General features: G+C 58.1%; 23 protein-coding genes and 1 tRNA gene. 11 read left to right on the top strand and 13 right to left on the bottom strand.

Going from position 1 to position 24,317, the window contains the following annotated elements; translation table 11 throughout:
* The first annotated feature begins 41 nt into the window (after window positions 1-41).
* Complete coding sequence (rlmB, locus tag HMPREF1206_RS00515; RefSeq protein ID WP_016421447.1) at window positions 42-986, top strand: 23S rRNA (guanosine(2251)-2'-O)-methyltransferase RlmB; 945 nt, start codon at window positions 42-44, stop codon at window positions 984-986.
* 554 nt (window positions 987-1,540) lie between these two features.
* Here the strand turns inward: rlmB and HMPREF1206_RS00510 are convergent.
* Genes HMPREF1206_RS00510 through HMPREF1206_RS00500 form a run of 3 tightly spaced genes read right to left on the bottom strand, consistent with a single transcriptional unit; the run spans window position 1,541 to window position 4,106 of the window.
* Window positions 1,541-2,413, bottom strand: a complete 873-nt coding sequence (locus tag HMPREF1206_RS00510) for a metal ABC transporter permease (protein WP_016421446.1) — start codon at window positions 2,411-2,413, stop codon at window positions 1,541-1,543.
* Entirely contained in the window at window positions 2,413-3,093 is a 681-nt protein-coding gene (locus HMPREF1206_RS00505; RefSeq protein WP_016421445.1) for a metal ABC transporter ATP-binding protein, read from the bottom strand. The genes HMPREF1206_RS00510 and HMPREF1206_RS00505 overlap by 1 nt, the downstream gene beginning before the upstream one ends.
* 2 nt (window positions 3,094-3,095) lie before the next feature.
* Entirely contained in the window at window positions 3,096-4,106 is a 1,011-nt protein-coding gene (locus tag HMPREF1206_RS00500) for a metal ABC transporter solute-binding protein, Zn/Mn family (protein WP_016421444.1), read from the bottom strand.
* 317 nt (window positions 4,107-4,423) lie between these two features.
* Here HMPREF1206_RS00500 and HMPREF1206_RS00495 point away from each other — a divergent pair, with 317 nt between their 5' ends.
* Window positions 4,424-5,530, top strand: coding sequence for a LacI family DNA-binding transcriptional regulator (locus HMPREF1206_RS00495; RefSeq protein WP_016421443.1), 1,107 nt, complete (start codon window positions 4,424-4,426; stop codon window positions 5,528-5,530).
* Between the two features lie 103 nt (window positions 5,531-5,633).
* A complete protein-coding gene (locus tag HMPREF1206_RS00490; protein WP_016421442.1) occupies window positions 5,634-6,257 on the top strand; it encodes a flavin reductase family protein in 624 nt (207 codons plus the stop codon).
* On the opposite strand, the gene HMPREF1206_RS00485 is transcribed toward HMPREF1206_RS00490, so the two are convergent.
* From HMPREF1206_RS00485 to HMPREF1206_RS00475, 3 genes are all read right to left on the bottom strand, one after another.
* Window positions 6,239-6,715: an META domain-containing protein gene (locus tag HMPREF1206_RS00485; RefSeq protein ID WP_016421441.1), complete on the bottom strand. Its 477-nt coding sequence runs from the start codon at window positions 6,713-6,715 to the stop codon at window positions 6,239-6,241. The genes HMPREF1206_RS00490 and HMPREF1206_RS00485 overlap by 19 nt on opposite strands.
* Window positions 6,716-6,729: 14 nt before the next feature.
* On the bottom strand, window positions 6,730-7,107 hold the full coding sequence (locus HMPREF1206_RS11180) for a hypothetical protein (protein ID WP_016421440.1): 378 nt from the start codon (window positions 7,105-7,107) through the stop codon (window positions 6,730-6,732).
* 277 nt (window positions 7,108-7,384) lie between these two features.
* A complete protein-coding gene (locus HMPREF1206_RS00475) occupies window positions 7,385-9,013 on the bottom strand; it encodes a threonine/serine exporter ThrE family protein (protein ID WP_016421439.1) in 1,629 nt (542 codons plus the stop codon).
* A 359-nt stretch (window positions 9,014-9,372) separates the two neighbouring features.
* Here HMPREF1206_RS00475 and HMPREF1206_RS00470 point away from each other — a divergent pair.
* Window positions 9,373-9,448 (top strand) — tRNA-Thr (locus HMPREF1206_RS00470).
* 154 nt (window positions 9,449-9,602) lie between these two features.
* Here the strand turns inward: HMPREF1206_RS00470 and HMPREF1206_RS00465 are convergent.
* Window positions 9,603-10,787, bottom strand: a complete 1,185-nt coding sequence (locus HMPREF1206_RS00465) for an IS256-like element IS3503 family transposase (protein ID WP_011018353.1) — start codon at window positions 10,785-10,787, stop codon at window positions 9,603-9,605.
* 190 nt (window positions 10,788-10,977) lie between these two features.
* A complete protein-coding gene (locus tag HMPREF1206_RS00460; protein WP_016421438.1) occupies window positions 10,978-11,235 on the bottom strand; it encodes a tyrosine-type recombinase/integrase in 258 nt (85 codons plus the stop codon).
* A gap of 329 nt (window positions 11,236-11,564) precedes the next feature.
* Here HMPREF1206_RS00460 and HMPREF1206_RS00455 point away from each other — a divergent pair, with 329 nt between their 5' ends.
* Window positions 11,565-12,137 carry a TetR/AcrR family transcriptional regulator gene (locus HMPREF1206_RS00455; RefSeq protein WP_016421437.1) on the top strand — a complete coding sequence of 191 codons (573 nt, stop codon included), beginning with the start codon at window positions 11,565-11,567 and terminating at the stop codon, window positions 12,135-12,137.
* Window positions 12,137-12,499: a DoxX family protein gene (locus tag HMPREF1206_RS11240; RefSeq protein WP_016421436.1), complete on the top strand. Its 363-nt coding sequence runs from the start codon at window positions 12,137-12,139 to the stop codon at window positions 12,497-12,499. Before HMPREF1206_RS00455 ends, HMPREF1206_RS11240 begins: the two co-directional genes overlap by 1 nt.
* Before the next feature lie 812 nt (window positions 12,500-13,311).
* Here the strand turns inward: HMPREF1206_RS11240 and HMPREF1206_RS00445 are convergent.
* Window positions 13,312-14,814, bottom strand: a complete 1,503-nt coding sequence (locus HMPREF1206_RS00445; RefSeq protein ID WP_016421435.1) for a hypothetical protein — start codon at window positions 14,812-14,814, stop codon at window positions 13,312-13,314.
* Window positions 14,815-15,381: 567 nt separating this feature from the next.
* Between HMPREF1206_RS00445 and HMPREF1206_RS00440 the strand changes: the two genes are divergently transcribed.
* Both HMPREF1206_RS00440 and HMPREF1206_RS00435 read left to right on the top strand, forming a co-directional pair.
* The gene (locus tag HMPREF1206_RS00440; RefSeq protein ID WP_016421434.1) at window positions 15,382-15,756 is read left to right on the top strand and encodes a hypothetical protein; all 375 of its coding nucleotides are present in this window, start codon (window positions 15,382-15,384) and stop codon (window positions 15,754-15,756) included.
* 138 nt (window positions 15,757-15,894) lie between these two features.
* On the top strand, window positions 15,895-16,737 hold the full coding sequence (locus HMPREF1206_RS00435; protein ID WP_016421433.1) for a PaaI family thioesterase: 843 nt from the start codon (window positions 15,895-15,897) through the stop codon (window positions 16,735-16,737).
* A gap of 9 nt (window positions 16,738-16,746) precedes the next feature.
* Here the strand turns inward: HMPREF1206_RS00435 and HMPREF1206_RS00430 are convergent, their stop codons facing one another.
* The 3 genes from HMPREF1206_RS00430 to HMPREF1206_RS00420 all read right to left on the bottom strand — a co-directional run bounded on the left by HMPREF1206_RS00430 (window position 16,747) and on the right by HMPREF1206_RS00420 (window position 18,822).
* A complete protein-coding gene (locus HMPREF1206_RS00430; protein WP_016421432.1) occupies window positions 16,747-17,520 on the bottom strand; it encodes an alpha/beta fold hydrolase in 774 nt (257 codons plus the stop codon).
* Window positions 17,510-18,196: a triacylglycerol lipase gene (locus tag HMPREF1206_RS00425; protein WP_255348483.1), complete on the bottom strand. Its 687-nt coding sequence runs from the start codon at window positions 18,194-18,196 to the stop codon at window positions 17,510-17,512. Before HMPREF1206_RS00425 ends, HMPREF1206_RS00430 begins: the two co-directional genes overlap by 11 nt.
* Before the next feature lie 203 nt (window positions 18,197-18,399).
* Window positions 18,400-18,822, bottom strand: coding sequence for an HIT family protein (locus HMPREF1206_RS00420; protein ID WP_005511554.1), 423 nt, complete (start codon window positions 18,820-18,822; stop codon window positions 18,400-18,402).
* Between the two features lie 80 nt (window positions 18,823-18,902).
* Between HMPREF1206_RS00420 and purD the strand changes: the two genes are divergently transcribed.
* From purD to HMPREF1206_RS11175, 3 genes are all read left to right on the top strand, one after another.
* On the top strand, window positions 18,903-20,177 hold the full coding sequence (purD, locus tag HMPREF1206_RS00415) for a phosphoribosylamine--glycine ligase (RefSeq protein ID WP_042388932.1): 1,275 nt from the start codon (window positions 18,903-18,905) through the stop codon (window positions 20,175-20,177).
* Between the two features lie 239 nt (window positions 20,178-20,416).
* Complete coding sequence (locus HMPREF1206_RS00410; RefSeq protein WP_042388927.1) at window positions 20,417-21,544, top strand: aminotransferase class I/II-fold pyridoxal phosphate-dependent enzyme; 1,128 nt, start codon at window positions 20,417-20,419, stop codon at window positions 21,542-21,544.
* An 813-nt stretch (window positions 21,545-22,357) separates the two neighbouring features.
* Window positions 22,358-22,513, top strand: coding sequence for a hypothetical protein (locus HMPREF1206_RS11175; protein WP_016421428.1), 156 nt, complete (start codon window positions 22,358-22,360; stop codon window positions 22,511-22,513).
* Window positions 22,514-22,579: 66 nt separating this feature from the next.
* Here HMPREF1206_RS11175 and trpB read toward each other — a convergent pair whose 3' ends face one another.
* Entirely contained in the window at window positions 22,580-23,905 is a 1,326-nt protein-coding gene (trpB, locus tag HMPREF1206_RS00405) for a tryptophan synthase subunit beta (RefSeq protein WP_016421427.1), read from the bottom strand.
* Between the last annotated feature and the right edge of the window lie 412 nt (window positions 23,906-24,317).

The following is a 24,317-nucleotide window of genomic DNA, read 5'->3' as shown; positions in this document are numbered from 1 at the left end:
TTAGGCTAAAGAAAACTATTAACAACAGGAAGCAGGTAGCTATGGCAGGCAACGGTCGTCGTGGTGCAGTGCGCAAGGCAAGCAAGAAGAACGTTGGCGGCTCCGGTGGCCAAAAGCGTGGCTTGCGTGGCAAGGGGCCGACCCCGAAAGCAGAGGACCGCGTTTATCACGCAGCTCATAAGCGGGCGAAAGAGAAGCGCCGCCGTGACTCGGGGCGTCATGAGCGCAAGGGGGATGGCACCGAGCTGGTAGTTGGCCGTAACCCGGTCGTGGAGTGCCTGCATGCAAAGGTGCCAGCGGCCGCGCTGATTGTGGCGCTGGGTACCGACAATGACGAGCGCCTGCAGGAGTCAGTGCGTATTGCTAACTCCCGTGGTATCCCGATTCGCGAGGTACCCCGCCACGAGTTGGACACCATGACCGGCAACACCATGCACCAGGGTATCGGCCTGCAGATTCCGCCGTACAAGTACGCATCTGTCGAAGATCTGATTGATTCTGTGGCCCAGACCGGTGAGCCGGGCCTTATCGTCTGCCTGGATAACATCACTGATCCGCGTAACCTGGGTGCGGTCATTCGCTCGGTGGCGGCCTTTGGTGGTCACGGTGTGGTGATTCCGGAGCGTCGCTCGGCTGCCATTACGGGCGTCGCCTGGCGTACCTCTGCTGGTACTGCTGCGCGTCTGCCGGTTGCGCGGGCGACCAACATGGTGCGCTCGCTCAAGCAGTTCCAGAAGGCTGGTTACCAGGTCGTTGGACTGGATGCCGGTGGCGATCACACTCTGGACACTTACGACGGCACCACCCCGGTGGTTATGGTCGTCGGCTCTGAGGGCAAGGGACTTTCGCGCCTGGTGCGCGATACCTGTGACACCATCATGTCCATTCCGATGACCGGTTGGGTTGAGTCGCTCAACGCTTCCGTTGCTGCCGGCGTGACTCTGAGTGAGTTTGCCCGCCAGCGCCGGGCTAAGAGCAGTCAGTAGCGCATTTGATACCCCCGTAGGCGCCATTATCAATTCGTTATAGTAATGGCGTTTACGTGGGGTATTTTGCGTTCTAAATGGCGGCCGGTACTTATGGCTACCCCCAGTAGTTCAGCGCTTTAAAGATAATTCTATTTCCGGCGTGCGCTGCAGAAATGACGGCGTTATTATCACTTCCAACAGAAAATTATCCGTAGTTTCCTGAAGGGGAGGGCGGGCATATCATGCTCCTAGAAATGGGGGCGTAATTGGCCGTAGTTTAGGGAAGCGCACGGACCTAGCGGTGGCTTGTACAGCTAGCTTTGGGTCACTGAGATGTCAGACCACGACATCCTCAGCGTTAGTTTTTCTGTCTGCCGGGGCAACCCATTTCGGCAGTCTCGCAGTCTTAAAAAGAGCTGGGGGTATTGGAGTCTGCTTTTAGAGAATCCAGCAAAAATACGGGCAGCCCCTCGGTGGCGAGAGGGAAGGTGCGCACCTTCTCCGCAATCGTCACTCGAGGGGCTGCCCGATGTTTTTGTTGTTTTAAAAGCCACTCCGAAAAGCGTATGTGTCTATTTGCTCCACTTGGCAGCCTGGACGTCGTCACGCGTTGCCTTGCGCGATTGCACCGTTCCGATGGCGTAGCAGATCAGGTAGATGACAAATGCGATTGTCGTCACTAGAACGCTGACCGGGATGCCCGGTGCGAGTGAGAGAACAATGCCGCCGACGGCCGCGACCTCGGCGAAGATGGTCGACAGGATGATGGCCTTTACAGGAGAGGCGGTGACGAATGCGGCCGCAGCACCAGGGGTGATGATGAGGGCGATGACGAGCAGAGAGCCGACAATCTGTACGCCCTGGGCGGCGACGAGACCGGTGAGAATCGCGAAGTAAATCGATAGCGCCTTCACGTTGACACCACAGGCGGCGGCCATGATGGGGTCGGCGGAGGCGAATAGCAGCGGGCGCCATTTCCAGGTAACGCCGCCGACGACGATGACCGCGACGATGGCCATCGTCCATAGAGAAGTGTCAGTCAGACCAATGATTTGGCCGGTGAGAAGTGAAAACGCGGTACTTGTCCGGCCGGGGTAGAGGTGGATAAACAGCACCGATAAGCCCATGCCGAAGCTCAAGACCACGCCCACGACCGCATCTTGGCGCCCTCGAAGCGACAGTGCCGCCAGGACTATTGCGATGAGCACCGAACCGATAATGGCACCGCTGCTGACACTGACACCAAGTAGTAGGGCCGCGGATGCACCCATAAGTGCCAGCTCGCTGGTGCCGTGGACCGTGAAACTCATCTGTCGCATGACGATCAGGGGCGAAATGATGCCGGAGATTAGCCCGAGTAGAGCTGCCGCGATGAGAGCATTGTGGACGAACCCGACTTGGAGCAGAGCAGCGGTGTCGGAGAAATACTGAGTCAGTAGGGTCATTAGACGATAACCAGCTTTCCCTCGACACGGGCAACCGCAATGTTGGTTTGGTAGAGCTCCGAGAGCGTCTCTGAAGTGATAATTTCCTCGACTGACCCGACCGCATGTCCGTGCGGCGTCAGGTAGAGCACCCGGTCACAGACGCCCAGGATGGGGTTGATGTCGTGGGTGACAAAGACGACTGCCGTGTCGTTTTCCCTCCGATGCCGGTCCAGGCGCTCGACCGTGGTCCGTTGCGCCGCAGGGTCGAGGGAGAGCAGAGGCTCGTCGCAAAGCAAAAAATCTGGTGCCGAAACGAGCGCCTGCGCCTGACGGACAAGCTGCTGCTGACCGCCAGAGAGCGTGCCGACGCGACGGCCTGCAATACCGCCCGCGCCGACAAAGTCCAGCATTTCGTCGGTGGCGGAGCGGTTCTTGCCGGCCGCCAACTCGACGAGGTCGCGAACCCGAATGGGCAGTGAGGGCTCGAACATCCGCTGCTGTGGAATGTAGCCGAGGTTCCCGTCGACTTTTACTGAACCGTGAGTCAGCTGGCGCATGCCAAGGGCAGCGGTCAGCAGCGTGGATTTGCCGACGCCATTGGGGCCCAGGATGGCCAAGAACTCGCCGGGCTCGATATTCAAATTGAGACCGGACCACAGCGGCTCGACGGCTGCGTCAGTAAAAGTCAGTGAGGGCAAAGTTATGCGGACTCCATATCGGAAAGGGTTTTCTTGTAGAGGTCAAAGAACGACTGGTCAGCGCTCGGCGACTCAAAAACATCGACGATTTTAACGCCCTTTGCCTTGGCAGCCTCGACGAGTCGCTGCGAGACCTGGTCGTGGGTCTGCGGTGCGTCGATGAGGTAGTCCAACTCGCCGGACTCAATCAGCTTCAGCATTTCATTGACATCGCTTGCCGACGGCTCGGACTCATTCAGTGTGGACTGACGGTAGCCCTTCGGGGTGATGTCCTCGACCTTCGTGTCCTTCAGGATGTCATCGGCCAGCGGGTGAACCTGAGCAACCTTAGCGGCCTTGAGCTTGCTCTTGGCCTCTTCGATGTCCTTGATTTCCTTATCGACGGCCTTGGTGTCGGCCTTGGCGCCCAGCTTGGTCAGAGCTTCGGCGAGCTGCTCTGCAGTTTCTTCAACCGCATCGGTGTCGTACCAGACGTGTTCGTTGGCTTCGCCGTCATGGTGGTGGTGCTCGTGGCCTTCGTGGTCGTCGTGACCTTCGCCATCATGCTCGTGGCCTTCATGGTCGTGCTCGTGGCCCTCGTGATCATGGTCGTCGTGGCCCTCGTGATCATGGTCATGTTCGTGGTCATGGCCTTCTTCCTGCGGCAGCGCAGAGATGATGACCTTGTCCTTTGCGTCACGCAGAGAGGAGGTCAGCCATGCGTCGTAATGCCCGCCACCTGCGACGAGAATATCGGCGTCCTCTACCTTTGCCATGTCGGCTGCGGCCGGTTCGTAGGAGTGAGGGTCGATGTCGTTGGACGCGATAATCGGGTCGATGGAGACCTTCTCGTCGTCGGTGACTGCGTCGGCGACGTCTGCCCAGACCTTGGTGGAGGTGACCACCTTAATGGTGTCTTCGGACTTGCCCGCGGACGTAGCGCTGTCATCATTGCTGGAGCATGCGCCGAGACCTGCGACGAGGCCGGCGCTGGCGACTAGCGCCGCGATGCGCGTGGAAAAGCGTGCCTTCATATATGTATCCAATCCTGTTGCGGGCTGAATTATTCCTTTTATTCAGCTCCTGAGCATCAACCGCTATTGAAAACAGTTGTCTTTTAGTTCAAAGAACATAGTAGGGGCTGCGGAGACCCAGTCACAAGGCGGGCCTCTGCCGGAGTGGCCGAAATGACAGTCGCGCACATTCGTTGGGTAAAGTTGTCCGCGATTAGATGCGTGTGATGCTCGTTGTAGTTCTTTTCCATAAAATCGAGGTTTTCTACCTGAGGTAGCTGGACGAAGATATCTGAGCGGGCAGTCGCTGTTGGTTTTTCAAGAAGGGTCGGTATTCCGTGCAAAGTCGGCGTCGTCGTGGCACCTTGGCTTCCATCGCTGCAGAACTTGGGGTCTCGCGCACGACTGTGTCCAACGCGTACAACCGCCCTGACCAGCTCTCGGAGAAGTTGCGGGAGCACATCTTGGAAACTGCGGAGCGGCTTGGCTATCCCGGGCCGGACCCAATGGCTCGCGGTCTGCGCATGCGCCGGGTTGGCGCCATCGGCGTGCTGTTCACCGAGCACCTCCCGTTCGCTTTTGAAGACCCTGCGTCGGTGGATTTTCTCGCCGGCCTCGCAGAGGAGCTCGGCGAAATGGGCGACTCCATGTTGGTCATTCCAGCTTCCTCCGAGGAGGGCGGGGACGTAGATCTCAATCTGATTCGGCAAGCGGTGGTCGACGGTTTCGTGGTCTACTCCGTCGCGGACAACGACCCGTTCCTCGCTGCCGTGCGCGCCCGTGGCTTGCCGACGGTCGTGTGCGACCAGCCTGCAGATGCGGTGGCTCTACCGTTTGTGGGCATCGATGACCGTGAGGCCATCAAGCCCGCGGTGCGACACCTGACTGAACTGGGACATCGCAAGGTGGGAATCTTGTCAGTGCGATTGTCGCGTACCCCGAACTCGGGATATGTCACGGAGAAGCGGCTGGCAGAAGCTCATCACCAGGTGCAGAAGAACCGCGTCGAAGGTGCGCTGGAAGCGCTTGCCGAGGCTGGTATTCAGCAGGTGGATGTGCCTATCATCGAGCGCCACCTCAATGACCGCGAGAATAACCGCGATGCGGCTCGCCAGCTGCTGACCGACAACCCGGATCTCACGGCGGTGGTCTGTACCACGGATACTCAGGCAATTGCGGTCTTGGAATATGCCAAGGAGAACGGAATTCGTGTTCCGGAGGACCTGTCCATCACAGGCTTTGACGGAATCGAGCGCGCCCTCTTCCACAAGCTGACCACTGTAATTCAGCCGAATAGGCAGAAGGGCATTGCCGTCGGCCGCGCGCTGGCCGAGGAGCTTGAGGCCGCACGCGAGGACAGCGGTCGCGCTCCTCGCGTCTTGTTGGAGACTGAGTTTGTCGTTGGATCGACAACCGCAGCGCCGTCGGCACCGTCAGCCGGGTAGCGGGCCGACGAGGGTAACAACATCGTGGCGCTATCGGGGGCTCTTGGGGTGGTAAACCCCACCTCGTCTTTACTGTGTTCGGATTCAGATTAAGGTCTATTACATGACAGATTCAACAAATTCGAGCACCGACCGATCAGCTGCGGCTCTCAATAGTCCGGAAGCTACCCGCGACGACCATGTCGAACTTGGCGGCCCCGTCGAATTGGATGAAATGTCTATCCGTGGCGCGATGAGTGAGTTCACCACTGGCGTGACCATTATCGCCACCGAGGATGAAGGCGAAGCGTACGGTTTCGCCTGCCAGTCTTTTTCCTCGCTGAGTCTCACTCCACCGATGGTTCTGTTTACTGTCATGAAGACCTCGCGGTCCTGGCCGCATATACGGAACGCTGGACGCTTCTCCGTCAATGTGTTGGCCGAGGATCAGGAGGATATCTCGGCAGCCTTCGGCCGCAGTAATGGCGAAAAGTTCAAGACGGGGAAGTGGACCCGCTCTGAGCTGGGCAACCCTTTATTGCACGGCTGCTCCGTGTGGATTGATTGCACCGTCGTCGATGTTTACGAAGGCGGCGATCACTGGATTGTGACGGCGGATATTGTGGCTATCGGCAAGCGTGAAGAAATCAATCCGCTCATTTACCACCGCGGTTCTTACGCACGGGTTTCTCACCCCGGCACCGATGCGCCTGTCGATCAGAAGTGGCGTCAGCGCCCCTCGGTGTAACCCGAAGTTGTCGCAGTCCAGCCACGGCGATCCTCGCCTGGCTTGGGGTCTTTCATCTCTCGCATGCGCAGACCATTGTTGTCCTGCGTGTAGACGAATTCGCCCGCCACAATCTTGTGGAAACGCTCCGAATAGGTCTGCGCCTGGTCTGAGCAGTCCAAACTGCGAGTCTGCTCCGGGGTACCGAATTCGACCGCCTCGCCCTTCCACTGCAGCGAACCAGAGCCGTTGCCACAGGAATCAGCGAAGGTATATGTTGTCTGCCCCAACGTAATAGTCGGCGCCTGAGTTCCGTCCGGCACACCGTGGGGCAGGTTTGGGTCATCAAAGATCGCGGTTATCTGCCATTGCTTGCCGACGATCTCCGCTGCCGGCTTTGCCTGGCATGCGGTAGCCGTCATGGACACTGCCGCAACGACAGCTACTGCGGCAACCGCTTTTTTCCCGCTCCGACCCATGCTGCGTGACCCCGTTAGTTAGCTGCCTTCTTGGTGGTCTTCTTAGCAGCCTTCTTCGTCGTCTTCTTAGCGGCCTTCTTGGCAGCCTTCTTCGCCGTCTTACGAGTGGTCTTCTTTGCGGCCTTCTTGGTCGACTTCTTCGCAGTCTTCTTAGTGGACTTGCGTGTGCGCTTTGCGGTCTTCGGAGCGTTTTCCTTCTCGTATTCCTCGTGAACCTTCTTGAAGCTCAGGCCTTCCTTCTCCACTCCGAGCATGCACATCAGAGTGACGGCATCGTAGAAATCCTCGGCGAAGGTAGCAACAATTCGCCGTGCGCCAGCAGCGGTCTTTTCTTCGACCTTGTGAAGAGCCTCGTTCTGAGCAGTGCGAGTGTCTGTGACCTTCGGTGGCACGAATCCTCCTGGCAAGCATGGCCTTAATTGCGCCCCATACACCTACTTCTGCCAGCCATCTCGCCACATGCTCCCGGCACTGAGCTCAACCGAGTTCAGTGAAGAAGGAATGGGATTGTGATGACGCAGTTTCAGCTTTAAGCGCTACTTACAATTCAAAAACCTTATTCTACCACGTTGTTGATAGGTCGCGCGGTGTGGATAATGCTCCCATGGATACGGCTAGTCCACGCAGCGGCTGTCCCGCGGATTGAGCAGTGGCTGCCCCGCGGAATGGCTAGTCCACACGCGGGTTCATACCGCCCTTGAAGCGGTAGTTGCGTGGACGGCGAGGCTTGTTCCGCGGATTCACAGGACGGATGCGACGCATACCGGCCCGGATTGGACGGGTCAGGCCACTGTCTTCGCGCAGTGCGCGAGGGCGACGGAGCCTGCGCGCCATCCATTCACCGAGGACAATACCCGCAGCTAGTGCCGTCGCAATGCCTAGCGCTGAGGCTAGCGCCGTAAACCCCTTGGTCGGGTGGTCGTGCAGCAGTGCGTGCATACCGCGGTAGATCGTCATACCCGGAAGCAGCGGGGTTACGCCTGCCACTGCCGTAATCAGCGGCGGGATGGACCAACGTCGTGCCAGCAGGCCACCGATGAGACCAATCAGCGTTGCTGCCGCGCCTGCGCTGGTCACCGGATGAACTCCCAGTGGAGTCAACACGTAGTAGTAGGTCATCGACCCCAGCAGAGCGACCGTTCCGGACACTGACAACGCGGTGAACCCAGCATTCGAGGCCAACGCAAATGCGATTGAGGCGGTAGTTCCCGCTATCACCCTCACTGTCGCCTGTGCCAGGTTGAGGTCAGAACCCGCGATGACGTCGGGAAGCGGAATGCCCAGCATTCCGGAAAACTCGATGCCCATTGCGATGCCAGCGACGATTCCGCCGGTCAACAACATGGTGTCGAAGAAGCGCGCGGAGCCAGTCACAGGTGCGCCGGTGATGCCGTCTTGCAGTGCTTGCACGAGGGTTAGGCCGGCGAGCATCACGATAATTCCCGAGGCGATCAGCCTGGATGGCTGCATCTCAAAGGGGAGATACGCCTGCGCCGCATTGAGCACAGCAGCGGAGAGCGTGGCAATGAGACCGCCGACTGCATTCTGAAAGAATGTGGGCAACTCGCGGGCAGCGAGTTCACCAATCACGATGACGATGGCCAGTGTGACCGCAGCCGCGATAAGGGCGACCTCGAAACTCGAGCCGAGCAGCACTGTCACAGATGAAGCCAGCAATGCCCAGCCAGTGTAGATGACGCGGAGGCGGTATTTTGCGGGCTCACGCTCGACCTTGTCGATAGCCTCAATAGCCTCCTCCAAGCTCAGGTGGCCCGCGCGAATTCGGCGGATGACACGGTCGGTGTGACGCAAGCGCTCGAAGTCGGGCACTGGTGCGGTGACAACGCGCATCGCGGTAATAGGGGTACGGCGCGCGCCGATGAGGTGGTAGACCGTCACGGAGGTCAACGTGATATCGACTTGGATTTGGGTGAGGCCATAGGCTGAGGTCACGGCCTTAATTTGTAGCTCGGTATCGCGGTTGCCCGAGCCACATGCCAGCAATAGCCCGCCGATGCGAGCAGCGAGATCGAGTACGGCCGTGACCTGACTCGGGTCGGAATAATCGATCGGTGCCAGCGGCAGCGGGGTAGTAGTCGAGTGCACTAGGTCGACAGTTGCCGTTGGGCCGGAAACGAAATCAATCACGCGCTGCTTGAAGGTGGACTGACCTTCGATTGCAGGAAACTGGGTCTGCGGAGTGTCGTCGTAAGAGACAGTGGCTTCAGCGTCGTAGAGATCATTCTTCGCAGCGGAGTTTTCTCCGGCGTTGGAATTGCTGTCACCAGCGAATGACATGTCGACACTTCCTTTCCCCGATACTGCCTGGGGTGCATTGCAGTGATGCTGCAAAGACGCGATGCGGAGACGTTGCAGAAACATAGCCCCAGTGATTTAGCGATAGTCACACTACCCCGTCAGTGACCGAGAATCTTAATTCGTTTTTGAGGCGGTGAATTTGCCTATCTGAGCGGGGCTTTTAGCGTGTGGAAAAGTGTTCAAGAAGTGCGGTTGCAGTTTTCCTGTGGTGTCGTTTTTAACTTCTGCTTGCCAACCTGTACAATCGCCTGTCAGCGGCACAGCTGAGTTCGATTCTCAGGTTGACTCTGATTCTTTCGAGCCAGCGACGGCTAACGCCAAAAGGTCGCTTTAAAGTTGCCGGGATGGCGCAATTGGTAGCGCAACTGATTTGTAATCAGTAGGTTACGGGTTCGAGTCCCGTTTCCGGCTCCAAAACCCCAGGTCAGGAAGTTTTCCGGCCTGGGGTTCTTTGGTTTAAAGGGTGCTCGCGTCCTTTTTGGGTCCTTTTTCGTCGCTCCAATGCAAAAACCCCCGCGCCAAGAGGGGTTAAGTAAAGAAAAGTGTGTCTTTTCCGGGCGTGTTGCGGTTATTTGATCCAGCCTTTTTGGATGCCGAGGTTGTGTTGGTAGCTGGTGTCGATGGCGGTGTCGTATTCTGCTGGTGCACCGATGTCATTGGTAGTGGCTGTGGTGTTGTGGGTGATCAGGTCTGTTGCTGTGGAAAGTGCGTCTTGACCCCATCGTTGGTCCCTGGCGATCTTGACCGGATCGTCAGGGACTTCTGTATGTAGATACAGCCACCAATCCATCACTGTGCGTTGATGCGGTAGTGATAGTCCGCGGTGTCTGCGGGCTAGTTCTTTTATGGGGGCGTTGATGCCACCTTCGAGGCTGTTTGTTGTTGCTGCAAGGTTGTCGGGGTCGATGGTTGTTGGTGGGGGTTGCAGGTAGGTAAACAGCAGGTCTCTGCGGTGCAGAGATAGCAATGATTGATAGGCCGCTCGGACGCGTTGGTGGGTGTAGACCTTGGTGTAGGCGCCGGTAGCAGGGTCTTTGATGGTGGTTTTCTCGTTCATCCATTCCCGGTAGGTGTGGTCGAATTCGTGCAGGTGGGCGACCCATGTGGATGCTTGGTCAAGGTCGGTGATGCGAGTGAGTTTCAGGGCTAGGCGGTAGAGGGTTTTGCCGGCATCGGTGCGGGGGTTGCTGGTGGTGTGGCGGCGGACTGTTCGTTGGGCGTGGACGAGGCAGCGTTGGATGCGTGTTGTTGGCCAGCAGTGGTGGATGGCTGATTGGGCACCTTGTCCGCCGTCTGTGACTGCGATTAGTGGTGCGGCAATGGGGCGTAGGAGTTCGGTGTAGGCGGCGGTGGTTTCGTGTCTGGCCCAGGTCCAGTTGATGACGTGGGTTTTACTGGCTGCGATCAGGAGGCATCCGGACTTTAGATAGGTCGCGTCGAGGAAGATTTGGTCATGGATGCGGAATGAGTCGATGGTGGGTGTGGGGATGATCCACCAGCACCATCGGAATCGGTGGTGCATGGTTTGCCTGGTTACGCCATGGTGTGCGGCGAAGGTGGTTAGAGATTGGGTGCCGGTGGCCCATTGGATGAACAAAGCCATGGTGGCGGTGTTTTTGTTGTGGGTTTGGGTGTTGCGGGTAAAGGAGTGTCCGCAGTGGGTGCAGCGCCAACGGGTGGTTGATTTGCTGGTGGTGCCGTTTTTCTTTGTGTTGTTGCCGCATAGTGGGCAGCTGGGGCGGTTGGTGGTCATCCTTTAATCCAACCGGTGTGCGGTTAGCACAAATGTGGCCGGAGGTGCGGGATGGTGTGGGTAATAGCTTTCGGGGAGCTATTCTTTGGTGATTTGTGGTGTGTGGTCTGGGGTTATGGTGGCATGCGGACACACTTTTCTTTACTTAACCCGCCAAGAGGGCGCAGGGGCGGCGGCAGGAGGGCAGCGACTAGCCGCCGAAAATTGCCAGCGCGTCGGCAGCGAACGCTTCAATGATTGCGGAGTTGTCAACATCTCCCGCGCGGTTGATGTAGGCGGCCTCCGTAGTCGAGGCGGAGGCATGGCCCAGTTGCAAGGTGGCCAGCGCCGCGTTGCCCGTTGCAGCCATGGCGGTCGCTACCGTGTGACGGAGGTCGTGATAGGAAATCACCGCAGGCAGCAGCTCCCGGTCGGCCTGCGCCACATCGTCGCCGGCGAGGTGCGGCAAGCCTGCCCATGTTAGAGCCCGGCCAGAGTTTTGCCAGGGTGGGGGTATGTGCCGGATGGGTCGTCACGCATAGGCAGTACCCGCGTCGTCGGTGCCCCTGTCGTGCGTTGGCCGTGGAACAAGCTCGTAGGCTTATCGGCCAAGCGCTCGGCAATCCTTGAGTCTATTGGCCCGAGAAGCTGGTCTGGCAAAAACATGTAGGTGTGTGACGATCAGCTATAACTTTCCTCCTTGTAAGCAGGAAACCCGCTCGCCTCTCATGACAGCAATGTACTTGGATAACCACATCGCTACTTGACCGTAGATTGATGTAGCGATACGATTTGAACATGTTCAGTGAACAAGTTCAATCAAGTCGTGCTACTCAAAAGGAGGCGACGCGCAATAAAGTCTTGGATACCGCCTATGCCCTTTTTGTGTCAGTCGGGTACGCGGATACAAATGTGCGTGCCATCGCGCAGAAAGCTAACGTCAGCGTTGGAACCGTTATGAACGTCGGGAGCAAGCAGTCGCTGTTGATTCAGACCATCGGACATCGAATCACCGTCATGCACGATGAGCTCCGTGGACAATCAGACAACCTTCTCGACGTTCTCGCTCCTTTCCTGAAAATGTTTACTGGGCAGGAAGAATTATCGAAAGCGTATGGCGCTGCCCTAATCACACAGGGAGACAACGGAGAGATTCTCAACGAGCTTCGAACTCTCTTGGTAGATGAAATCGTGTTGCGCCTAGGCAATATGCTCCCTAAAGATGACGCTAAAGAGTTCGCGACAATCCTTTACAACATTTATCTTGGGTTGCTTCTTGGCTGGGCTGCCGGTGCATACGACACCGACGAACTATCCATTCACGCGAACAGTTCCATCTCCCGTCTTAAAATCGCGTACGGAGTAAAATAATGATTCTCGAATCTTCGCCTGCTTGGCCCTCCATCATTCTTGCAGCCATTTTGTTCGGAGACGCGGTACTCTCGCTCAAACCCGTAGCATTCATCGAGGCCTGCCTCAGAGGAGTACGACTTCCTACAGAGTGGTGGTGGGCTCTTATCGTTATCAAGTGCCTAGCAGCAAGTGGACTCATTATTGGGCTCTGGATACCAGGCATTGGAATAGCGACGATGGTTGGAGTCATTGCCTACTTCTGCACCGCAGCAATCGCACATATCCGAGCCAAGTTTCTAGGTAGCGAGTTTTGGGTCAATTGCTTAGGGATGCTCGCTATTTCACTAGGCGCTCTCATTGCGACACTATTGATAGCCTGAAACGACCAATTTACCAATTGTGTTCGCCCATTGAGGGGCGCCGTTGCCCGCGCCGGGCGGCTTGCCGCGGGTGCCTGGGACCCGCTAGCCGCCTACCGCCTCGCCGGCCTGTCGAAGGGTATGAGCGTCTGCCTCGGTGCAGAAGGCATGACAAAGCCCTAGCTGATGGGTCGGGGTTGTGGGATTTGCAGAGTGGCGGGCTGCTGCGGGACTGGTAGATAGGCGTCCAGCTCTTCGACGGGTATCTGCGGTACTGCATCCGAGATACCAGTGGCGAGCGCTGCGCGACTGGGCCCGCGCCGGGATGTCACACCCGACGACGTGGGGTGGCAGGAGCAGTAACCGGAATTGAGGGGTTGGGGGCAATCCCAGTCCATTTTTATGCGTGGGGGGTAGGGGTGCGACGGGCAGGGGTTGCTGGGGCAAGGGGTGTGTGGCCCCTAGTCGACACCGTGTAGCCACCGCCGGTTAAGTCTTGTACTCAGGCTGTGGCGTATGTCCAGCTGCGGGTCTACTTCGGAAAACTCCGCACTTCCCCAAAGACTTTCCTCAAAAATTAGTAGGGGAGGTGTCCCTGTGTGGCGCGAGAAACGGCTTTGACAGGCATAAATGGCATTATAGGTCAAACCTTTACAGGGTACCCTAACGGTAGGTTACGGGTTCGAGTCCCGTTTCCGGCTCCAAAACTCCAGGTCAGGAAGTTTTCCGGCCTGGGGTTCTTTGGTTTAAAGGGGAAAATGTAGGGGTTAAGTAGCGTGAGGGGTGAAATCGTCTAACAGAACGTCCGCATCCCCTCTGTCCCGTAAGTCGGCTTAGAAGCTGGAAGAACCGCCTGAACCGGAAAACCCTGAGCTAAACCCGCTGTTGACGCCACCGCTACTGGAAGAGCTGTCGCGGGCAGTGGTGGCATCGCTATCCCAGGTGCTCACGACATAGAAGGGCACGTAGCCGTGGTAGCCAGAGCCAGCGAAGAAATCAGAGTCGTAGATGCGCGTGCGCTCGGGGCGCTCGTCGGCCTCATTGCGCTTCTGCAGCTGGGACTGCACGTGCTCCGACAAGAGCGCGGAGCGATCCAAGAGTTCTAGGTAGCGCTCCATGAACTGCGGATGGTGTGGTTCCTTGGATAATTCAGTGGCGGCATCTTCCAACTCCTTCGCGTGGCGCTCAAGCGCCGAGTCGATGCTTGCGGCCAAGTAGCCTGCCTGTGCCAGATCCTTCTCCAGCTCGTAGAGTTCATAGCGGCGAGCATCCGCATCAGCGTTCTCAATGCGGTGCAGCTTTTCAATATTGGCCTCAGCGGTTTCCACGCGCTCGCACAGTTGGCGCGCGTTGGCGATGAGCTCGGAGTGTGAGCGGAATTGCTCATCTGGCGCATCCGCCGGAATCGACATGAGGAAACCAACCTGGCTATCGATTGCTAGGAAGTCATCGCGCAAACCCTCCCAGTCCTGGCGCAGGCGCTCATCCACCAGCCCTGATTGGAGCGAGTGCGCTCGAATATCAATCTCCCTTAGCCGTTGCGCCACATCGGTGTAGGTCTGCGACACGTAGTCCCAGTCCTCGCGTGCCTGCTGTGTCTTCTTCTGCCGGCTGCGGCGTACACCGCCGGCGAGGCCGACACCAGCGCCGCCAACGCTCAGGCCCGCCACCCCGAGGCCAACGGCCGCCGCCATCCGGTCCTCTTTTGCGCCCTCGTACTGAGTATCCGCAGCACGGTCTACGTCGATTGCAGCCGCTGCGCCAGCAAAGAGGCCAGCAGGAATGTTGTCATCCCGCACGCCCGGCTTAATTGCTTCGATGGACTGTTTCAGATGGCTGTCATTCTTGCGTAGCTTCATTTGAGCAGCCACGTCCTCACCCGCGAAGACGAAGGCTTGGCGCGGATCAAGGCCCACGCCGACGAAGACCTGGCCATCAGCAAACTTATCCTTGCCGATGAGCTCCTGGTGGTTATCGCGCAGGTACTCCTCTACGGAGTCATTAACGTTTTCCTTGTTCTCGGCAAAGACCATGTAGTGCAGCCCTTGGACCACGTCAGGGGCGGCGATCCGGGAGACATCGCGAAGCATGCGCTGTTCTTCCTCCGGGGTGAGCACATCGTCTGAGTCCATGATGTCAGCCTGCACCTCACGCTGCGCGGGCTGCATGACGTAGTCAGAGCGCTCGGGCGAATCAAAGACCGCCAAGCAGGTGCCCGCACCGACACCTCCGAGAAGCAGGCCGCCCACTGCTGCTGCGCCGATGATGGCACCGATGGAGGTCACTTTGGGGCCGCGGTTGGATGCAAAAGGTTTAATATCGCGAGAGTCGGTCACGGTGATTCTCCTATTCGCGAGCGATCGGCCCCGCCAATTTTATCCGGTTTAAGGAGGTCGGGCGGGGAACAAAGGGTGCGTTTGAAGACTGATTAAAGGGCAAATGCCTGTCGGGGGCTGGGGCGGGGGAATTTTCTTTCACTTATGCGCACGTTGTCGGAAGTCCCGGTCAACATATGGATGAGCTATTCACTTATGGCCACGCTGCTGCGTATCGATAGGTGAATATTGCATCGATAGGACAGCGCAACGCCGCCAGCAGGACAGCGCAACACCGACAGCAGGACAGCGCAACGCCGACAGCCGGAAAATCACAGGCCACGGAGCTTTCACATCTGCAACTCTAGCCCCACGCTTCACAGGGGTTACATGCGCATGTAAAGTGGACTTTGTTCTTAAGTCATAAGCGTCGATAGGGCTGGTCTCGGGGAAGGGCCTGCGCTATGGGCGCTTTTGGCATTTTTCTGCAAAACCTTCCAGAAAACCCCACAAGCTGGGGTGATTTCTCCGAGAAAAATATTCTACGATAGAGCCATGTCAGAGGTGCTCTTTGTCAGTAGTTCAAACATGGGACTCTCACGCGTACTAGAAGGGCTGCTGCGGCAAGCTGCCCCAGGCCTGACAGTGTTGTCAGCAGGTATCAGCATCGATGATGATGACCGCGGTCTGGATGAAGACGCGCGGCGTGCGCTCTGTGAGGTGGGGGCACGGTGCGATGGCGATCCTCATCAACTCACGCCGTCTCTCGCAGACAGTGCGGATGTGGTCATTGTTGTGGGGAAAATCGACGTTTCGGACTACATCGCGCCAGATGTAGAGACTGAGCGCTGGGAATATGATGACCCAGCTGACCGCGGGATTTATGGTTATTCCCGCTACGCGGAATTGCGGGATTTCTTCACTCTGCGCGTCAATACGCTGGCGGAACGGTTTGCTGCCTAAATAGTCGCTGAAATAGTCGCTGTCTTAATAAAAGGTGGGGCGCGGGAACCGTCGTAAAGCATGTGCTGAAGCTGACACACTTTTGTTTTCTGACAATAATGCCCGCGTTCGCCCGGTCAACACCTAATGTAAGTAGTTATGTCTATTGGTCCATCGCTGCGACGCACCCTGTACAAACTTGCTGAGAAAGAGATGTCCCCGGCTAAGGCAAAGTTCTTGCTGAACATTTGGCCGCCGCTGTTTGGCACCGGCATCCGTATCACTGAGATTGCGGATGACTGGTCTGAGGGGCGATTGGAGCTGCGCCTAAACGCTCTGACTGCGAATATGCATGGCGCGGCATTTGGCGGTGCACTGTTTTCGATGACGGATGTGCTGTTTGGCACGCTGGTTATGCAGCGTCTGGATGTCAAGAAGTACGAGGCGTGGACGCGAACTGGGTCGTTTGAATTTATCCGGCCGGGTAAGAATGGTGCGTACCTTGAGGTAGAGGTGCCGGATGAGATGGTCGAAAAGCTTAAGGCCGAAACTGAAGGTGGCTATTCGACGGTCGTTCCATACACCTCTGTAATCCGAAACCGCGATGGCTCCCTGGTCGGTATTGGTCAGCAGGAGCTCTACGTGCGCCGTCGTGGTCGTAAGAAGCCGCCGGCCAATCCGAACCAGCAGGATTGTGTTGCCGGTGAGAACCTCATCTCTGCTGCTCGCACTCTTGCACGGCTGGGGATGCGCGGGGTGGAAAACCGTGATGTGCTCGTCCAGCAGGAACGCACCGCACGACGCTGCATTTCACCAGAGTCGCGTGCAGTCGCATGGCTCCACGGGGTCCTCGAGTACGGCGATGTCACTGTCGACGACTACCGCGCCGCAGGGCTTCCCGACGTCGTCATCGAGGCCCTCACCTCCGATAACCCCTCGCCAGCCGCGCAGCAGCTGCTTGCGGATGTCGTCACCGCGCGCGAGTCGCTGACCAAGTTCTAGGTCGAAGCTCTACGCCAATAGCCGAGTGATCAGTTCGATCACTTCGGGGTCTGTTTGCTGCTTCCAATGCGCAACAGACCTGCCCTCCAGCTCGGTTTCGAGCAAAACAGCTCGACTGTCCGGCAGGAAGCTCTGCGCGGTATCGGACCACGGAATGACCAGGTTGTCATGGTGGCTGATGACATTAATCCAGTCAGGTGTGGCTGCCTTGCGCCTTCGGAGGTGTGGGGCAGTGTTGGCTGCAGGAAGTTCATATTGTCCTGCCGCTACCGCAATTTGATCGGCTAAAGCCTGTCCCATTAGCCAGCGGGCAGGAGCCCCATTCCACCAGCCCAAAATGCGGGAGATCTCAGTCAGATTTACACCGCCGACAGAGCCCGACACACTGATGACACGTCGAAACGAAAAACGCTCGCATTCATGGTTTGCAAGACGCGTAAACAGCAGGAAAGCCAGTAGCCCACCCTGCGAGTGAGCCACAATATCGACCGTGTCCGAGTTCGTTTCAGTGCAGACTCCGTTGATATAGGCCTCGACTTCGGCGACAGAATCTACGAGGGCAGCAGTGCCACGGTCTCCGTAGGCCGGTACATAGACTCGGCGGCCGCGGGCACGGAGTCCGTCGGCAAGCGGTGCCCACGCGCCGGGACTATCGAGCGTGCCATGAAGTGCGATAACCGGAACGGGGTCTCTGAGGTCCCCCGACGCTGGACTTGGATTTGGCAGGGACGGATGTGCGGCTGTCGGTGGGAAAATCCGCGTTAGGAGCGGTCTATTCCGCATGCTCGATTGGGTCAAAATCCTCGCCTACCAGCTTGAATAGTGCCTCGCGAGTAAGCGCGCGGGGGCGCCAATCGTGCGCCATCTGCTCATGCAAAACGATGGCTTGAGGGAACGTGTCCTGCACATAGAGATTGGTGACCATGCCTGTGTCACCATCATCCAAGAAACAGGACTGTGGAGGGGAAATGAGCTGGTCATACTTAGTGGCAATACAGGTGTAAGTAACGCCGGGGCCGAGAATATCGTGGGAATTGGAGTTCAAAACCATCTTTGAGCCCGTGAGCTGTTCCAAGCCGGAAACGCCCCAGTAGCTCTGAACAAAGTTGCTCATCAGCGACCTCGTGCCGGGAATCTTAGTGATGCCGGAAGCGATGCCGCCCAGGTTGGTGCCGTGATTGGGGGCGGCAAGACAGACAACATGCTTGATGTACTTGGAAATGCGTAGAGAAAGCAGGGTGGCGATTAAGCCGCCTTGCGAGTGCCCCACGATAACGGCGTGCTTTGCGTCAGTGGCGTGCAGGACAGCCTTGATGTAGGGCACGAGCATGTCGATGGACTGATTGATGGGGTCTGTTGCGCGGTGCCCAAAGTCTGGCGCGAAGACAGCCCAGCCATCCTCCCGCAACTGACCGCCAAGGGCCTCCCAAATGCCCTTGACCTGGCCTGTTCCGTGCAGGAGGATGACCGGCCACGGCCGGGACTTGGATACTTTGGCTCCCCAGTTATCTTCGAAAACACCGCGCAGCGGACGGAAGATGGCATAGGGAAGCGATGCTGATCCTTCAGCTGCAGCCGGTTGTTGCGCCTCCGGTTCCTGCGCTTCAGGGGCAGGGACTACCGGAAGTTGTTCTTCCCGAAAATCCTCGTTTGAAGCGGCGATTAGCGCACCAACTTTCCGTCTTCGTCAGTCCCGAGGGCCTCCCGTAGCTTAGCGGCGGCCTCATCCATGGACTCTGCGGAAGGATTGCGATCTACCGACTGTAGGTTGTACCCGGACATATCGTGGGCAGGGAAGATATGAATGTGGGTGTGGGGAACCTCGAAGCCGGCGATGAGATAGCCAGCACGCGGAGCGTCAAAAGCGGAGACAACAGCCTGACCAACCTTCTGGGCAACCTCATTGAGGTGAGCCCATAGCTCAGGCGAGGCGTCCGTCCACTTGTCCACCTCTTCAACAGGGACGACCAGCGTATGACCAGGCGCAATTGGCTCGATGGTCAAAAATGCGACGACCTTGTCATCGCGGTAGACAAAACGACCGGGGAGTTCACCGTTGATGATTTTGGTAAATACTGTGCTCATGTGCCAAGGGTAACCCGAATAGCGGATTGAGGGGTTGGGTGCGATGAGAGTTATCCGGGCTGATTAGTAAGATGATTGCTATGCGCATCCTCGTAATTGGCTCCGGTGCCCGTGAGCACGCCCTGTTGTACGCAATGAGTAAGGACCCGCAGGCTACTGATCTTCACGTAGCCCCTGGTAATGCGGGTATGAGTGAAATTGCAACCATGCATCCACTGGTCGTGGATGACCCCGCTGGCGCTGTTGCGCTGGCCAAGGAAATTGGGGCCGATTTGGTTGTTATTGGCCCTGAGGTTCCGCTGGTCGCGGGTGTGGCAGACGCGCTGCGCGACGCTGGTTTCGCAGTCTTCGGACCGAACGCTGATGCAGCTCGGATTGAGGGGTCCAAGGCTTTCGCTAAGGACGTCATGAAGGCGGCTGGGGTAAAGACCGCCTCGGCAGAGGCCATCCAACCGGAGGCTTCCGACGAAGACATCGAGGCCGCCATTGACCGCTTTGGCCCGAACTGGGTCGTGAAGGATGACGGTCTGGCTGCTGGCAAGGGAGTCGTGGTCACTAAGGACCGCGCTGAGGCTCTCGAACACGCAAAGGCGGTGCTGGCAGCCGGTAACCCGGTGCTGCTGGAGTCCTTCCTGGACGGCCCGGAAGTTTCCCTGTTCTGCCTGGTCGACGGCGAAACCGTCGTCCCGCTGTTGCCGGCTCAGGATCACAAGCGCGTCGGTAATAATGACGAGGGGCCGAACACCGGTGGCATGGGTGCTTACAGCCCGCTGTCCTGGCTGCCGGAAGGCGCAACTGCGCGCATTGTCGCCGAGGTCTGCGAACCGGTCGCTCGTGAAATGGCTGCTCGCGGCTGCCCGTTCCAGGGTCTGCTGTACGCGGGTCTGACCTGGGGCGAGGACGGCCCGGCTGTCATTGAGTTCAACTGCCGTTTCGGTGACCCGGAGACCCAGGCCGTGCTGGCGCTGCTGGAGTCCCCGGTGGCGCAGCTGCTCAACGCCGCTGCTACCGGAACATTGGCGGACTTCGGTCCGCTGTCTTGGCGTGATGGTTACGCTCTGACTGTTGTACTGGCCGCTGAAGGCTACCCGGTATCGACTCGCACGGGTGATGTCATTGAAGGTGCAGAGCCTGGCCGCGAGGAAGATGGCATTCTCCACGCTGGTACTGCCCGCAACGCTGCAGGTGAGCTGGTCTCCGCTGGTGGTCGTGTGCTCAACGTTATCGGCGTTGGTGACACGCTGGAAGAGGCCCGCGACAAGGCGTACGAGACCATCAAGACCATTAAGCTCGAGGGCTCGCACTACCGCACCGACATTGCACTACCTGCAGTTGAGGGCCGCATTTCCATCTAAATAATGCCCGAGGCGGTCAGGCTGCACTCGGATACCTCACTGGTGCACCCACCCGGGTTGAACTGGATTTCCCGGGTGGCCTCGGTGGCTGCAAAGATGAAGGTATGCACGCCGAATCTCCGCAGTTGCCAAAGTCGTCGCAGTCACCGCAGCCGTTAAACTCCTCGCAGTCACCGCAGGCATCCCAGCCCCAGCGCGACCTAGCATCCCGCCGCTGTGAGGTCGCACCCTTCCATGTGATGGATGTTCTCGCGCTCGCACAGGAGCGTCAGCGTACTCACGGTGATGCTCTATTCCTCTGCGTGGGACAGCCCGCGACCGCGGCCCCGGCTGCCGCGATTGCCCGTGCGCGTGCTGATTTAGAAAATCAGGTTCTAGGCTACACAGCGGCCGTCGGCACGCCTGAGCTGCGTGAAACCATCGCCGCCTGGCATCGTGAAAACTACGGCACGGCCACGGAGGCCGCTGATGTTGTCATCACTACCGGTTCTTCCGGCGGTTTCGTGGCACTCTTCCTCGCAGCGCTCGACGTCGGCGACGATATTGTGCTCGCGCGCCCGGGCTATCCCGCATACCGCAATACGCTGCAGGCGCTCGGCGCCAACATTGTTGAGATCGACTGCGGTCCCGAGACTCGTTTCCAACTCACTGCCCAGCACCTGCAGGCACTTCCGCGCGTGCCCAAGGCCGTGATTGTCACCAGTCCGGATAATCCCACTGGCACCATTATCGATGCCGACGAGCTGCGTGCCATTGCGAAGTGGTGTGAGCAGCACGATTGCCTGCTCATTTCCGACGAGATTTATCACGGCATTACTTATGGCCGACAGTGTGCGTCTGCACGCGAGTTCTCCGACGCGGCGGTCGTGGTTGGCAGTGTCAGTAAGTACTTCTCGATGACCGGCTGGCGCGTCGGCTGGCTCATCGTTCCCAAGTGGCTGCGTGCGCCGCTTGATCGCCTCGAAGCCAACCTCACTGTCTGTCCACCGGCAATTTCGCAGGCAGCGGCGGTGGAAGCGTTCAGCCCCGAGTCCATTGCCGAGCTCAATTCGCACGTGACGCGTTACGCACGCAACCGCGACGTTTTGCTCGAGGGGCTGCCCCGCGTCGGTCTCGGTAATATCGCTCCGCCCGACGGCGGTTTCTATATCTACGCCAATATCGCAGGGCTTTACGACGACCCGAACTCCGTCGACTCCATGACATGGGCACGGGAACTGTTGGCTGCAACGGGCGTGGCCGTTGCCCCTGGAATCGACTTCGACACAGAGAACGGCCATGAGTGGGTTCGCCTCTGCTTCGCCGGTGAGACGTCCGAGATGGAAGAGGCTGTTCGGCGTATTGGGGTATTTACTGGTCGTGGTTAAAGCGGCTTTAGTGGCGCTCACGGTGTGATTTACCTCACCCTTTCAGGGGTGTTTTTCAGCCGGTCGAGATAGGGAGCTCGACGAGCAAATCGCTGCTTTAAATCCTCTACCGGCGGCCACAGGTAGAGCCGATGTTGGGGCATTCCTGGAAGGGGCCGTTGGGCCTCTGTTTTCTTGATCGCCCGTTCGCTGTAAAGGCGGAAAACCGCCTCAGATTGAGGGCTCTGTGGCTGCGGTCACATCAAGTGAGGCTGGGGTTGGGGCGATAGTGGAGTGGGGTGGCCTTCGTGGCAGCATCTTTGACAGCCGGCAGCTCTGTCGGTGGTCTATTTCCGCTGGCAGGGGACCCTTTTTCTTTAATTGCCGATGGGGTTGGCCTCTGAGGAGTTGGCGGCTATCCCCGCACGGGGTGACGATTGAGCGCGGTGTGTAACTCATGTTCAACGATGGTTGCAAGCGCTTTTAGTGGGGATAGTTTATGTCCGACCGAAAGATGCTTCCGCGCCCTGTTTTTGGCTGTGTAAAAGCGTGATTTTTGAAACCGTTGTCGGGAGCGGTGAAGCGAGGCTTGGGGTGGCGCTGAGGGGCGCTGTTTGTGGTGCAGTGATTGCGCTAAAAAACGTCCAAAAGTTAACAAAAGGTTAACTAAAAATAAAGTTTAGTGCTTGCCAGGTCTTGTGTTGTGGTCTACGGTTGCAAGTCATAAGTTCCAATCGGTTCGATGAAACATTGTTTCAACTGCGGAATCGCAAAGAATCGGTTGGAGAAGTCCAACAATAAAGATCAAAGAGATCTTAAGAGAGGTGACCTCTGATGAACGCATTCAACGAGATTATGGATACTGTGTCCCCGATTTTCCGGGACGGCAAGGAATCTAAGCAGGATGCGCTGGCATCGCTGCTTGCCGAAGCCATCGTGGAGGCGAACCCGAACCAGGGCATCGCCGCCGACGACCGCCGCGCTGCCTAACAAGAATTAGCTTTGGTCCGATTCCTGCTAGGCAGCTAGTGGGGAAGCAATCCCTACTGGTTATTCCTACTGGTTCAGGTACTCCCGGACCTGCTCCATATCCTTATCACCGCGACCCGACAGGTTCACGAGCAACAGCAAAGGCTCATCGCCTTCGTGAACCGGCAGCCCGAGCTCGCTACCAGCGGCAGGGTCGGTTTCACGGAGTCGCGCAATTTTAATGGCCTGCGCCAGCGCATGCGAGGATTCCATCGCCGGAATAATGCCCTCCATGCGGCTGAGCAGCTGGAACGCTTCCAGCGCCTCCTCGTCGGTAATCCCGACATAGCTGGCGCGGCCATTCTCCTTCAGCATGCCGTGCTCCGGGCCAACAGACGGGTAATCCAAGCCCGCCGAGATGGAGTGCGATGGCAACACCTCGCCGTCGTCGGAAAGCATGACAAATGAGCGCATGCCGTGAAGGACGCCAGTCTTGCCCGCATTGATGGGCGCGCCGTGACGATCGGTGTCGAGTCCCTCACCTGCGGGCTCGACGCCAATGAGGGCGACATCGGAGTCGTCGATGTAGTTAGCAAATGCACCGATGGCGTTGGAGCCGCCACCGACGGCTGCGATCACAGCGTCGGGAAGCTTGCCGTAACGCTCGACCATCTGGCTGCGTGATTCCTCCGAGATGACCTGCTGGAATTCACGCACGATAGTGGGGAATGGGTGCGGACCGGCGGCGGTGCCCAGCAGGTAGAAAGTGGAGTCGAGAGTCTTGCTCCACTCGACCAGTGCCTCGTCAATAGCATCTTTCAAACCGGCCTCGCCGGTGGTGACGGGAACGACCTTCGCGCCCATGAGCTCCATGCGCTCGACATTGGGGTGCTGGCGGGCGACATCGTGCGCGCCCATGTAAATCTCGCACTCAAGTCCCAGCAGCGCTGCGGCCATCGCGGTGGCCGTGCCGTGCTGGCCTGCACCCGTCTCAGCAATGAGGCGGGTTTTTCCCATGCGCTTTGCCAGCAGCGCCTGGCCGACCACGTTGTTGCCCTTGTGCGCGCCGCCGTGGTTCAAATCCTCGCGTTTCAGCACAATCGTCGTGTTCGGCGTGGATAGACGACGGCATTCGAACAGCGGGGTCGCGCGGCCGAGGAAATCGCGACGCAGTTCTTCCAGCTCGCGCTGGAACTCCGGATCGCTCATCGCCTCGATGTAAGCCGCTTCCAGTTCATCGAGAGCTGGCAGCAGGAACTCTGGCACTTCCTGTCCGCCGAAGCGACCGAAAAATGCAGGTAAGAGGGTTTCGCGCACCTCGCCCGCGCCGTTAACGCTTGCCGACGGCACCCTAGTTGCAGTCGGTGCTGAAGCCTTGGCGATGGCATCCGCGCTGGGGTTGTAATCAGTCATTGAGGGGGCCTTTCGTTGCTGTTGTTTATTTCAGCGGGCCCTGGTTCTCTTTGTCGAACCGATAAAAGTCTCGAACCGATAAAAGAAAAGAGCCCGCCAGATTTATCTTCTTGCGAGCTCGTACTTGACGGGTTTGCCGTCGACATTAATGAGATGACGTGACGTTGCTCGCAGACTTAAGCGAGCCACCACCACTGTGCGCCGCACGGCGCGGGTGTGTTCATCAGGGGTGTCATCATGAATCTGACCATAACTCAAGGTTTCCGCAGTAGCCAAAGCGGGGTGGGGTGTGGGGGCGGGGATTAAGCGCGAATTGTGTACGGATATTGCAACTGTGCATGGGGCGTAAGGCAGTTCCCCTATTAGTCGGGTACGCGTAAGGGGCAGAATTCTCGGATCCCCTCGACACCGC

The sequence above is a fragment of the Corynebacterium sp. HFH0082 genome (assembly GCF_000411235.1).
GTDB lineage: Bacteria > Actinomycetota > Actinomycetes > Mycobacteriales > Mycobacteriaceae > Corynebacterium > Corynebacterium jeikeium_D.
This window is presented reverse-complemented; position numbering and strand designations above follow the sequence as displayed.